Below are 13,279 nucleotides of genomic sequence, written 5' to 3'. Positions count from 1 at the left end.
TGTGCCTGTCTGTTTCATATACTTGTAATAAATGCTCAACATTTTTTCAACACTAAAAAAGGAGTGCCTGCACTATGGCTAATGAAAACCCGAATGATCGGCTTGGTAAATTAATAAAAAAACTTTTAAAAGAACGCGCCTTATCTATGCGCCAACTAGGAATACTTACAAATATTGATCCTGCAACAGTCTCAAGAATTATTAATGGCAAACAACCACCAAAACAAAAACATCTACAAAAATTTGCAGAATGTCTTCAAGTTCCACCCCAATTGTTATTTGATGAAATGTACCCTGATTCTCCTCACATTAATAAAGAAAAAACGGATATGTACACATCTCTTGATACCATTCAACAAACTTTACAATCCTCTAACTTATTCGATTTCGATTACACTACAACTCGCGTAAAACAAGAACTCGAAAATTACGAACGCTATGCCCAGACAACAGAAGGCGAAAAACGTATTCATGACAGTTTTGCAAGCAAATTAGAGCAAATTGATAGTGCTGGTCCTTTTATTGAACAATTAACAGATATGTATCAACAATTTTGTAATGAAACCATTTCAAAAGAAGAACGTGCAGTTCTTGGGAGCGCATTACTTTATTTCATTTTATCGACAGATATTATTCCCGACTATCTCTTTCCAATTGGCTATTTAGATGATGCGATTGCCGTTGAATTAGCAAAAGAGAAATTACTTGAAATGAAACGAAAGACATAGCAAAATAAAGAACTATTTCAGTTGTTTATATTCAACTCTGAAATAGTTCACTAAAAAATCGTACAAGTATACATACTCGTACGATTTTACTATACAAATCTATTTTTTCGTGTGGCACCATTCATATATAAATGTTATTATCACTTTTGTAAATTCAATTAACTGTTCAATTTCAACTTTCTCATTTACAGAATGTGCTTCTTCTAATGTACCTGGTCCATATATAATCGCTGGAATGTGAAACTCACTAAACCAACCACCATCAGTTACCGTTGCAGACATATCTAAAATTTCATTTTTTGATAGAATAGACTCGTGTACTGAGCTAAGTTTTTTTACAGCTTTATGTTCACTATCTACTTCTAATGAAGGGAAAATTTCCCCACGATCTACAATCATTGATTCTCCGCCCCACTTAAATTGTGGCGGATTTTCACTTAACCATGGATCGGCAGCTGCCACCTTTCCAATATACTCTTCAATTTCGTTTATTATTTGTTCATGTGTTTCATTCGGATAGAAGTGCACTGTTATCCACAATCGGCACTCATCCGCAATAAACGCCGCATGCCTTCCTCCCTCAATAACAGCTGGATTAATTGTTGTTGTTCCAGATGGATAGCCTTCATATGTTTTCATGACTGCCCAGTGGCGCTCTAATTCTTGTAAGCTTTGCACAATTTTCATCATTTTTTCAATCGCACTCGCTCCAAATAAACGTCCTCCAGCATGGATCATTTGTCTACGCGTTGCATCATGAAACGTTTGCGGACTTTTCACTGTAATCCATCCAGTAATGACACCGCCTTGCCCTTGCATATGTAAATCACTCGTATCCACTACGACTGCAAAATCAGCATCGTAACCCCTTTTGCAGCATTGAAGTGTACCTGCTTCTCCAACTTCTTCTCCAATTACCGATTGAAAAGTTAAATCTCCAAGTAATTCAATACCAGCTTCTTGTAAAAGTTGAATGGCAAATAGCGCTCCAGCCAGCCCACCTTTCATATCTGCTGCGCCACGTCCAACTAACCAGCCATCTTTTATAAATGGATCAAATGGATTTGTTTCCCATGCCTCATCTGCTGACACTTCGGCTACATCCATATGTCCATTAATAATAAGACTTTTATATGAGTCACTTTTTATCCCTTTTTTTACCCCAACAACATTCGGATCATTCGGATATACATCCCATTTATCAATACTAAAATTTCGTTTTCTTAAAAACTCTGCAACAAATTCTTGTGCTTCATTTGTATTTCTCGCTGGCGGTGCTGGTGTTTCAAAACGAATTAAAGTTTTTGTAAGTTCTAGTAATTCCTCTTTCCTTGAATCTATTTGTTTTAACAACTGCGAAACTTCTGGATTCATCGCTAATTCCCCTTTGCATACATAGTATGTTTCCAGCTTTATTTTCACAAAAAAAGAGACTGTTTACAATTTTACAGTCTCCTAATTAATCACTATTATAAACTCTCTACTTCCGTTGTATTTGTCTTTTTAATATGCTCTACATTACTTCCCTTATTTCTTGTAGCACGATAAAACAGTAAACAAACAATCATAAATGGAATGCCACAATACAATGCCATTCTTTGTTCTGGAATAAAGGCCATGCCAACGATTACTGTTAAATTTAATACTAACGCAAGAAGTGGTACAAATGGATACAATGGTGTTTTAAATTTCAAGTCCTTAACATCCCCGCCCCGCTTCATGTATGACCTTCTAGCTAATAAATTTGATAAAGCAATAGATGCCCAAACTAGTATCGCTCCGAATCCAGCGATAGAAAGCAGCCATAAATAAACTGTATCTTCCGCATAAATACCTGATAGTAGTGAGAGACACCCTACAATTGTGCTTACGATTAATGCATAAATAGGAACACCGTTTTTAGATAACTTGCCAAAAATTGGACTAATCATTCCTTGATTAGACATAGACCATAGCATACGCGAAGTTGCATATAATCCTGAATTCGCAACGGATAGTACTGCTGTAATAATAACGAAATTTATAATATCTGCTGCATAAGGAATACCAATTTTATCAAATACAACTACGAATGGACTTTCTATTACTCCTGCTTGCTGCCAAGGGAATAGTCCAGCAAGAATAAAAATAGATAGTACAAAGAAAACAAGTATACGCCAAACTGTATTGTTAATTGCCTTCGGGATCGTTTTCTCTGGATTTTCACTCTCACCTGCTGCAATACCAACTAATTCTGTTCCTTGGAAAGAAAAATTAACTGCAATCATTGTAATTAAAATGGCTGATAATCCATTTGGAAACAATCCACCATAATCAGTAAAGCTAGAGAACATTGGCGCTGGTTCATTCCCTTTCATATCTAGAAACCCAAACATTGCTGCCCCGCCCAAAATAATAAATGCAATAATTGTAATTACTTTAATACTTGCAAACCAAAATTCCACTTCCGCAAAACTTCTTGAAGATAACGCATTAATAGCAAAGAGCAGTACCGCGAACACTACACACCAAATCCATGACGGTACATCAGGAAACCAACGTTTCATCAAAATACTAACTGCAATTAATTCAATGCCTATCGTAGCAGACCAGTTTAACCACGACATCCATCCCACTACATAACCCGCTGCAGGGGAAATATGCTTTGTCGCATACGTTTGATAAGACCCTGCGTCAGGCATCGCAACCGCTAATTCTCCAAGACAGAGCATCGTTAAATACATTACAAATCCACCGACAAGATAGGCTACAATTGCTCCTCCAGGCCCAGCTTCATGAATCGTATAACCTGATCCTAAAAAAAGTCCTGTACCAATAACTCCACCGAGTGCAATCATAAATATGTGCCTGCTTTTCAATTCTCTTTTTAATCCTTGGTTTTGATCCATCATATAAATCCCCCCTTTTCACTTTGCCAATCCATTTAATGTAAGCGTTTTTAAAATTCTTCACCGTAAAAATAATGATTTAAAATAGCAAAAATACATATCACTTACATTAATCACTGCCTGTTACTAAAAGGTCATCCCTTACTGTTATTAATAACTTTTGATCAGCAATAGCTTGTCCTTCTACTACTTCTAATGATTCAATATAACCACTGATTCCTATCTTAATTTCTACTTTCTGTTTATCTATTGTTTCAATTAACGCTAATTTCTCCCACTCGTATACGTAAGAACTTTCCGTAACAAATAACTTCTCTACTTTTCCATAACAAGGACTATACACACCTTCTATAACTGTCTTCACTTTATAAACCCCTCCCTCTTATTAATTGACACCGAAACGTTGTATATCCTGTAAAAATTCATATTCTCCCCTCTAGAGATTTCAAATATTATTTATGCAAAATGCGTACCAAGTCTCTAATTCATATATTAAATGAGAGTTTTACACAAAAAAGCGTGCACAACCGCAAAATTTTTCTATCATTTGAAAAGTTTTAAAAGGAAAATAGCAAAAAAATTTTGCGATTTTATAAGAATTTTAATAAAATTATAAAAAGTCAGTCTTCATAGGGTGAAATGAGGAGAAGATAATCTATGCGTACAGAAGACATTAATTTTAAACAGATCATTGAAATGAACATGCTATATGAAACTTTACTCAATGAACTCGATATCGGGATTCATATTATTAATGAGGAAAGTAAAACGATTATCTATAACCGCAAAATGATGGAAATTGAATCAATGGAACGCTCAGATGTATTATATAAAAGTCCTTTAGAAATATTTGCATTTGAAGAAAATAAAAATAGTACTCTTATAGAGGCATTAAAATTAGGAAAAACAAACAAAAATATAAAACAAACGTATTTTAACAATAAAGGACAAGAAATTACAACGATTAACGATACTTTCCCTATAATAGAAAATGGAAAAATTAAAGGCGCTATTGAAATATCAAAAGAAATTAGTAACTTAAAGCAAACAATAAGAATGGGCCCTTCTCGAAAACAAAGTACTAAATTTACCTTTGATCACATAATTGGTGATTCTGAAGCTATTCAATCAATCATTACTGAAGGAAAAAGAGTAATTCGTACATCTTCCTCCATACTTCTAGTAGGAGAAACAGGCACTGGGAAAGAACTATTTGCACAAAGCATCCATAATGAAAGTCAGCGTTCAACAAAACCCTTTATTTCACAGAACTGTGCCGCTATACCTGATACACTCATGGAAAGCTTATTATTCGGTACAAACCGAGGTGCATTTACAGGAGCTATCGATAAAGCTGGTTTATTTGAAGAAGCGAACGGAGGAACTTTGTTATTAGATGAAATCAACTCATTAAGTCCAGCACTTCAAGCGAAGTTACTACGAGCTATACAAGAAAAAACAATACGAAGAATCGGAGGCACACACGAAAAAGAAATTGATGTTCGTATTATAGCAACTATCAATGAAGATCCTTTCGAAGCCATCGCACATAATCGATTAAGAGAAGACTTATATTACCGATTAAGCGTCGTTACTTTATGTCTTCCGCCTTTACGTGAAAGAAAAGAAGATATTCTAGCTCTTGTTCAGCACTTTATTGAAAAATATAATACTCAATTTGGGCTCAACGTAACCGATGTAGATGTAAATGTAAGAGAATTTTTCTATGCATACGATTGGCCTGGAAACGTACGGGAGTTGGAACATATAATTGAAGGTTCCATGAACTTGATAGAAGATGAAACCATCATTACAGCGTTTCATATGCCTACTCGCTTTCGTGAACGAATAAAAACCGAATTCAATATGCAGCATGCACTAACTAATCACAATACTGATGCACCTAAAACTTTAAAACACACAATAGAAAAAATGGAAAAGAACTACATTAATCAAATTCTTAAAGAGAATCATGGCAACATTTCACAAGCTGCAAAATTTTTAGGATTAAGTAGGCAAAACTTACAATATCGAATTAAAAAACTGCATTTACACATATGAAATGAACATGTCTCCAAGTGCAAAAACAACTTGGTAAAATATGTTATAATAAACGTATAACATGCTAGAAAGGGGCTATATATGAGTAATGATAAAAAATTAAAGTTATTACAATACTTATACTTTTTCCCTGCCATGCTCTGTATGATGTTATTCATTAATGCCGATGTAAGCAGCTCTCCTTATGCAAAGCTATTAGGAACAATTTTTGGCTCCTTTGCAGCTATTATGCTTGCTGCTTTTTGGAATTTAAAGCTACGTATAAAAAATGAAAAATCTTCGTAATACTAAAAAAATCGAGCTACTTAGCCCGATTTTTTTATTTGCCATTAAAACTCAACATTCTCTAAATACAACCCACTTGCCTCAGCAAGACAATTAATTTGATTGCGCTGCTTTTCTTCTAAAATGTTTGGAATTGCTTCAGCATCTAATTGTCCTAATCCAACTTCAATTAATGCCCCAACAATTTTTCTTACCATATTATGAAGGAAGCCGTTGCCACTTACTCTAATTTGTACAAACCCTGCCTCTTCCATCACATCAAGTGTATATACTTCTCGAACCATAGATTTTTTCTTTGATTTCGCATTTGAAAAAGCAGTAAAGTCATGTGAACCAACTAAATGTTTTGCAGCTGCTTTCATGCTTTTCACATTTAATTTTTTATTCACATGCATGCTGTATTTACGCATAAATGGATTTGTATGCTCTTCATTCCAAATTTTATACAGATATGTTTTTGCTTTAGAATTGTAACGAGCATGGAAACGATCATGTACTTCTTCCACATTCGTAATGCTAATATCATTAGGTAAATATTGATTTAAATATTTTTTCACTTTATGTTCCACTAACTTCTCATCACTTTGAAAGTTAGCAACTTGATTCAAAGCATGTACACCAGCGTCTGTTCTACTACAACCGATAATTTCAATTTCTTTTCCGATCATTTCAGATATGACACTTTCGATTTTTCCTTGAATCGTATTATCGTTATTACCGAGACGTTGCCATCCTTTAAAACGTGCACCATCGTACTGAATCGTTAATTTATAATTATGCATAATATTCTCCTTCATAGAAAATATTCCCTCATACCATGAGGGAATATTAATAAACTTTACTTTCTAACAAGCTTCACTACATTTTCTACGTGAGCTGTATGCGGGAACATATCAACTGGTTGCACATACTCCACTTCATAGCTCTTCATTAATGCTTGTACATCACGTGCTAATGAAGAAGGATTACAAGACACATACACAACTTGTTTCGGCTTCACTTTTAAAATTGTTTCCAGTAATTTATCATCGCAACCTGTACGTGGTGGATCGACAACAATTACATCTGGACGCCATCCTTCTTTTACCCATTTCGGTAACCATTGTTCAGCTTTACCTGCTTCATATTTCGTATTTGTAAATCCGTGACGCTTCGCATTTTTTCTTGCATCTGCAATCGCTTCTGGAATTACATCCATACCACGTACTTCCGCTGCATCATTTGCAAGCCAAAGTCCGATTGTACCAACACCACAATACGCATCTACAATTTTCTCATCGCCTGTTAACGCAGCTGCTTTTTTCGCTTCATCATATAAAACAATTGTTTGTTCTGGATTCAACTGGAAGAATGCACGTGCTGATAATTCAAATGATAAATCGCCAAGTGTTTCTTGAATTACTTCTTTTCCAGCTAATTTAAATGTTTTGTCTCCAAAAATAACAGATGTTTTACGCCAGTTTACATTTTGCATAATTGATTTAACCGCTGGCATCTGTTTTTGTACTTCTGCAACAAATTGTTCTTTATTTGGTAATTCTTCTTTTGTTGTAATAAGTGTAACTTGTACTTCCCCTGTTTGAACTGCAGTACGTGTTACAATTGTGCGTACTAAACCTTTTTGTTTTTTCTCATTGTAAATAGAAACATTTAATTTTTCTAAAATACGTCTTACAACTTTTGTCGCTTCATTCGTTGCTTTATGTTGAATCATACAGTGAGCAATATCAATTAACTGATGTGAGTTTTGTTTATATAGCCCTGTAATAACCTTTTCGTCTTTACGCCCCACTTGTAATTGACTCTTATTACGGTAATGCCATGGATTTTCCATGCCAAGCGTTGGACGAATTTTCTCTTCCATACTGTTTTTCATGTACTTCTCAAATGCTTGTACAACGATATCACGCTTTTGATTCAATTGTTCTTTATAATCTAAATGTTGCAGCTGACAACCGCCACACTCCTCATATACTGGACACGGTGCTTTCACACGATGCGGTGAAGCTTTACGAACTTTTTTCACTTTCGCTTCAGCGAAGCCACGCTGAATTTTCGTTGTTTCTGCAACAACTTCTTCTCCTGGTAATGCCCCTGGAATGAAAACAACTTGTCTCTTAAAATAACCAACGCCTTCTCCGTTAATCCCAAGACGTTTAATTGTCACAGGAAACGTTTGACCAACTTCCAACTTACTCTCATGTTGCTTTTGTATCATTATTACACCTCTACTCTATACTTTTCCATAAATATAACGCTGCATAACTGCAGTATGGTTCACACTCTTGTTTCACTTTTTCTAAAAATGCATCATCAGGTTTATCATCTAATTGAAATATACCTTGCACTGCACGCTGAATCCCAATGTCCGCTTTCGGGAACATATTTTTCCGTCCAAGCCCAAACATTAAAAAGTTTTGCACTGTCCATGCACCAATTCCCCTAATTGGCAACAATTGTGCTGAAACTTCTTCTTCCGTCCCATTTTCTATACTCGCTAAATTTAATGTACCACTGACAATACTTCGACCTAATCCTACTATATATTCAGCCTTTCGCTGACTAAACTTCTGCTCTCTCAATTCTTCTATTGAAATATTTGCTACTATTTCCGGAGTGGGGAAAAAGAATACACCGTTCTTCTCTATTCCATACCGTTTCACAAATTGTTCTGTTAACACAGTAGCAAATTTCAAATTTATTTGTTGGTGAATGATACAGCGAAGAAGACAAGCAAAATAATCAAATTCTAAAATAATTGGAGTATAAGCATATGTTTCAAATAGTGGACGTAATGATGTGTTTAAAAAATGATTTTGTATATCTTGAAACGGTTCATTCCAATGAAAAATGGCCCTCATTCGTTTCATAACTTTCTCCGGATTTCCTGTCTGACTAGAAATCCAAAACTGTGGATTTTGAACAGTACCAATCCCTTGCAAGCGAACAATAACCTGTTCCTCGTCTATACAAAGCGGGATATAAATGACTTTCTCATCTAATTGAATGACGTTAAGAGGATCAAAAGATAAACGTTTTAATACTTCTTCAAAATGATACGGATACTCTAACGTAACATGTTCGCTCCACATACGTTTCCCCATCCTTTTTACACATCATTATAGCATGAGAAAACCGTAAGCATACATGCTTACGGTTGATTGCTTTTTACTAAGTCATCTAGACTTTTAAAATGATACCCTTTCTCGCGCAAATCATCAATGATTTTCGCAAGTGCTTCTGCATTATCTTTTGATATTGCATGAAGTAATAAAATAGATCCTGGGTGAATCATCGTCATAACATTATTATGCGCATATTGCCATCCTCTTTGCTGATCCACTTTCCAATCCAAAAATGCAAGTGACCAAAATACATTATAGTAGCCCATTTCTTTCGTAAGAGCTAACGTTCTTTCACTAAATACGCCACGCGGAGGACGTACATATTTCACTTCTTTTTGCCCAGTTACTTTTTTAATTTCTTCCGTTACACTCGTTAATTCTTCACGAAGCTTCTCATCATTTACCGCTGTAAAATCAGGATGACTCCAAGAATGATTTCCAATAATGTGTCCTTCATCCTTCATTCTTAACAATAAATCTTTTTGTGTTTTAATGTAATGCCCCGTTACAAAGAAAGTTGCTGGTACTTTTTTCTCTTTTAATACATCTAAGATTTTCCCTGTGTATCCATTCTCATATCCATTATCAAATGTTAAATAAATATCTTTTTTCTTCGTATCTCCTAAATAAAACCCGCCATTTTTTTGCAGTAAATCCGTATATAACTTTCCTGCATCTGGTACTGTTTCATTTTTAGGACGCGGGATTCCCCAGTTATGTGGAGTATTTGTATAAGCCAATGCCGAAACTGGAACAAGTGCCATCATAATTGAAAAAATGAGACCGATATATAACCATTTATATTTCATAAATAGTCTCCTTTCCATATATAATCGTACCTGTAGTTTCTGTTTACTTACTTACTTTCATGCTGTGCATGTTTTTCTATATATACCAAAAAATGCATCTCGAAAGATTCGAGATGCATTTTTGTTTATTTAAATACCGGCTCTTTAAAGCTCGCTAATTTTTCAAGTGATGTTTTATCAACATCTGCATGTAAACTATTACCATGAGAGTCCATTGTTACAACTGCTTTAAAACCTTCAATGCGTAAATGCCACATTGCTTCTGGAATACCAAATTGTAAGAAATCAACATCTTTCACTTCTTTAATACATTCAGCATAATATTGCGCCGCACCGCCAATTGCGTTTAAGTACACGCCGCCGTGTTCTTCTAAAGCCGCTAATGTTTTCGCACCCATACCGCCTTTTCCAATAACAGCGCGAATACCAAATTTCTTCATAATATCGCCTTGGTACGGTTCTTCACGAATACTTGTCGTTGGACCTGCCGCTTTAATTTGCCAATTGTCATTGTCATCTTTCACAACAACTGGACCACAGTGGTAAATAATTTGTCCATTTAAATCTACTGGACAATCATTATCCATTAAATGCTTATGGATTGCGTCACGACCTGTATACATCATGCCATTAATTGTTACAACATCACCAACGCGAAGTCCACGAATTTGCTCTTCTGTAATTGGTGCTTGTAATACAATCTCACGTTGCTCTGTTTTTTCTTGTGCTTCATGCTGAAGTGTATCTTCACCTTCTTGATATAACCAATCCATAATTTCACCTGTTTCAGGATGGATTGTTACACCTAGGCGGCGATATGCCCAGCAATTATACGCCACAGATACGTAGAAGCTAGCCGGCAGGCGGTTATACACGCCAATTTTACAGCCCAGTAAAGTTGTTTCTCCACCAAATCCCATTGTACCAATGCCAAGCTTATTCGCATTTTCTAATACGTACTCTTCAAGTTGTTGTAACTCTGGTACTGGATTGACGTCATCTAATGTACGGAATAATTGATTTTTTGCTAATTCATAACCTGATGTGCGGTCTCCCCCGATACCAACACCAATTACACCAGCACTACATCCTTGACCTTGTGCTTGGTATACTGCATGAAGAAGGCATTTACGAATTCCTTCTAAATCACGGCCAGCTCGTCCAAGTCCTTCTAGTTCACACGGTAAGCTATATTGAATATTTTTATTCTCACAGCCACCACCTTTTAGGATTAAACGTGCATCAATATAATCTTTTTCCCATTGTTCAAACTTAATAACCGGTGTACCTGGTCCTAAATTATTTCCACTATTGTCTCCAAAAAGAGAGTCAACAGAATTTGGACGAAGTTTACCATCTTTTGTCGCCCGCTCAAGCGCATTATAGATAGCTTCCTTCAACTTTAATTGGTTCACACCAACTGGTGTATAAATTTTAAACGTTGGCATCCCTGTATCTTGGCAAATCGGTGAGATGTTATCATCAGCCATTTTAATATTATTTGTAATTGTGCCAAGTGCCATCGCAGAACGAGTCCCTGCATTTTCTCGCTCTTTCGCTTGTTGAATCGCACGACGAACATCTTTCGGTAAGTTCGTTGACGTTTCAACAATTAGTTGATACATGCTTTCTTGAAGCTTTTCCATTGTTACTTCCCCCTCAATTGTGAACGCTACCAAAACGTTATGAGCTGAAAATTCCATTGTTATGCTCTTTAGCTTTTTATTTGTTTCACGCTATTAAAGCATAAATGAAATTTTTCACAACTTGATTATACCTCTTTTTCTATCGTCCTTCTATTATCCGCACAGAAAAAGGCTACCAAATTGGAATTGGCAGCCTTTTTAATATATTATTCGTCTTTTTTAAATTGCTCACATTTTAATTCTAATTCATCTAACATTGCAAGAAGACGATCTACATCTTCTAATTCTACTTCTTCAGGTTCAATTGTATCAATTACTTCAATGAACATATTTAAACGCTCTTTTAAATATACTAATTGTGTATCTTTATCTTGAATTGCTTTTCCCATGAAGGCACTCTCCTTTTAATTCGAGTTGCTTTTATTATACCGCAAAAATGATTGCTATGGGCATGAAATTTCATCAATTTTGTCACAGTCATCCACTATAATGTAAGCCCTCTCTCTTTTCACGCTAAAAAGTTTCACTTTATAAAAAGCACATATTCTTCTATTATAGAGAATGGACAAATTGTTATTTCAATAGTCAAAGGAGTATTTCATATGACGATATCACAAAAAATGAAGCCGATTACTCCTTCTTACGATCCATGGGAAGCGTATATGGACCTTGAAGAGTACGGCAAACTACTATTAACAAATGTTGAATTTACAACGACGACGTTATGCAATATGCGCTGTGAGCATTGCGCTGTTGGTTACACGTTACAGCCGAAAGACCCAAATCCGCTTCCGATGGATCTTTTATTAAAACGATTAGATGAGATTCCTCATTTACGTTCTTTAAGTATTACTGGCGGAGAACCTATGCTTTCAAAAAAATCCGTCGACAACTATGTAACACCACTCTTAAAATACGCCCATGAACGAGGCGTTCGCACTCAAATCAACTCTAACTTAACTATAGATTTAGCACGTTACGAACAAATTATTCCTTATTTAGACGTGTTGCATATCTCTCATAACTGGGGAACAATTGATGACTTCGTTGAAGGCGGATTTGCAATGATGGAGCGTAAACCTACTTACGAACAACGTGCAAAATTATTCGAAAGAATGATTACAAATAGTAAGGCTCTATCAGATGCAGGTGTACTTGTATCGGCCGAAACAATGTTAAACAAAAGAACTCTACCACATATTGAACATATTCACCGTCAAATCGTCGAAGAGATGGGCTGTAAACGTCATGAAGTTCACCCAATGTATCCAAGTGACTTCGCGAGTAATCTAGAGATTTTAACAAAAGCTGAAATTCGTGATGCTATTGAGCATTTACTAGAAATTCGCGATGAAAATGTATGGATGTTATTTGGAACGTTACCTTTCTATGCTTGTAGCGATGACGAGCGAGACATTGCCACATTTAAAAAATTACAAGAGAGCAAAAATGTCACTGTTCGTAATGATCCAGATGGCCGTTCTCGTTTAAATGTAAATATTTTCGATGGAAATATTATTGTGACGGACTTTGGTGATGTTCCACTTCTAGGAAACATACAAACAAACACATTACAAGAAGCATATGACAAATGGAGTGCTTCAAAAACAGCAAAATCATTAAGCTGTCACTGTCCTGCAGTAAAATGTCTTGGACCAAATGTTCTTGTAAAAAACAGCTACTATCCGACAGAAGATTTCTTATCAAAAACAGCAAACATTACATTATAAAAAACGT

At 35.6% G+C, this 13,279-nt stretch carries 13 protein-coding genes; 4 read left to right on the top strand and 9 right to left on the bottom strand.

Going from position 1 to position 13,279, the window contains the following annotated elements; translation table 11 throughout:
- Positions 1-74 precede the first annotated feature (74 nt).
- Complete coding sequence (locus OXT04_RS18115) at positions 75-728, top strand: DUF1232 domain-containing protein (protein WP_001262773.1); 654 nt, start codon at positions 75-77, stop codon at positions 726-728.
- A 99-nt stretch (positions 729-827) separates the two neighbouring features.
- On the opposite strand, the gene OXT04_RS18110 is transcribed toward OXT04_RS18115, so the two are convergent.
- The 3 genes from OXT04_RS18110 to OXT04_RS18100 all read right to left on the bottom strand — a co-directional run bounded on the left by OXT04_RS18110 (position 828) and on the right by OXT04_RS18100 (position 3,980).
- A complete protein-coding gene (locus OXT04_RS18110) occupies positions 828-2,102 on the bottom strand; it encodes an acetylornithine deacetylase (protein ID WP_267416495.1) in 1,275 nt (424 codons plus the stop codon).
- Positions 2,103-2,197: 95 nt separating this feature from the next.
- Positions 2,198-3,619 (bottom strand): amino acid permease, encoded by a 1,422-nt coding sequence (locus OXT04_RS18105; RefSeq protein ID WP_097946541.1) that lies wholly within the window; start codon positions 3,617-3,619, stop codon positions 2,198-2,200.
- A 106-nt stretch (positions 3,620-3,725) separates the two neighbouring features.
- Complete coding sequence (locus OXT04_RS18100; protein ID WP_000859489.1) at positions 3,726-3,980, bottom strand: biotin/lipoyl attachment domain-containing protein; 255 nt, start codon at positions 3,978-3,980, stop codon at positions 3,726-3,728.
- Positions 3,981-4,273: 293 nt separating this feature from the next.
- On the opposite strand from OXT04_RS18100, the gene OXT04_RS18095 reads away from it, so the two are divergent.
- Both OXT04_RS18095 and OXT04_RS18090 read left to right on the top strand, forming a co-directional pair.
- Complete coding sequence (locus tag OXT04_RS18095; RefSeq protein WP_001258420.1) at positions 4,274-5,677, top strand: sigma-54 interaction domain-containing protein; 1,404 nt, start codon at positions 4,274-4,276, stop codon at positions 5,675-5,677.
- Positions 5,678-5,758: 81 nt separating this feature from the next.
- On the top strand, positions 5,759-5,962 hold the full coding sequence (locus OXT04_RS18090; protein ID WP_000063861.1) for a hypothetical protein: 204 nt from the start codon (positions 5,759-5,761) through the stop codon (positions 5,960-5,962).
- 44 nt (positions 5,963-6,006) lie between these two features.
- Here the strand turns inward: OXT04_RS18090 and truA are convergent, their stop codons facing one another.
- From truA to OXT04_RS18060, 6 genes are all read right to left on the bottom strand, one after another.
- The gene (gene truA, locus OXT04_RS18085; protein ID WP_000553114.1) at positions 6,007-6,744 is read right to left on the bottom strand and encodes a tRNA pseudouridine(38-40) synthase TruA; all 738 of its coding nucleotides are present in this window, start codon (positions 6,742-6,744) and stop codon (positions 6,007-6,009) included.
- A gap of 56 nt (positions 6,745-6,800) precedes the next feature.
- A complete protein-coding gene (gene rlmD, locus OXT04_RS18080) occupies positions 6,801-8,180 on the bottom strand; it encodes a 23S rRNA (uracil(1939)-C(5))-methyltransferase RlmD (protein ID WP_000615211.1) in 1,380 nt (459 codons plus the stop codon).
- Positions 8,181-8,190: 10 nt separating this feature from the next.
- Entirely contained in the window at positions 8,191-9,054 is an 864-nt protein-coding gene (locus OXT04_RS18075; RefSeq protein ID WP_000269415.1) for a DNA-3-methyladenine glycosylase family protein, read from the bottom strand.
- Between the two features lie 59 nt (positions 9,055-9,113).
- On the bottom strand, positions 9,114-9,896 hold the full coding sequence (gene pdaA, locus OXT04_RS18070) for a delta-lactam-biosynthetic de-N-acetylase (protein ID WP_000875957.1): 783 nt from the start codon (positions 9,894-9,896) through the stop codon (positions 9,114-9,116).
- Between the two features lie 125 nt (positions 9,897-10,021).
- Positions 10,022-11,542, bottom strand: coding sequence for a class I fumarate hydratase (gene fumA, locus OXT04_RS18065; protein ID WP_000413530.1), 1,521 nt, complete (start codon positions 11,540-11,542; stop codon positions 10,022-10,024).
- A gap of 206 nt (positions 11,543-11,748) precedes the next feature.
- Positions 11,749-11,931, bottom strand: a complete 183-nt coding sequence (locus tag OXT04_RS18060) for an SE1561 family protein (protein ID WP_000513558.1) — start codon at positions 11,929-11,931, stop codon at positions 11,749-11,751.
- Positions 11,932-12,144: 213 nt separating this feature from the next.
- Between OXT04_RS18060 and yfkAB the strand changes: the two genes are divergently transcribed.
- Positions 12,145-13,272, top strand: a complete 1,128-nt coding sequence (gene yfkAB / locus OXT04_RS18055) for a radical SAM/CxCxxxxC motif protein YfkAB (RefSeq protein ID WP_000156022.1) — start codon at positions 12,145-12,147, stop codon at positions 13,270-13,272.
- The last annotated feature ends 7 nt before the right edge of the window (positions 13,273-13,279 follow it).

This window comes from Bacillus sp. GC_Bacil_1 (assembly GCF_026540675.1).
Taxonomy (GTDB): domain Bacteria; phylum Bacillota; class Bacilli; order Bacillales; family Bacillaceae_G; genus Bacillus_A; species Bacillus_A cereus.
Note: the sequence above shows the minus strand (reverse complement) of the source record. Positions and strands in the feature narration are given on the sequence as shown.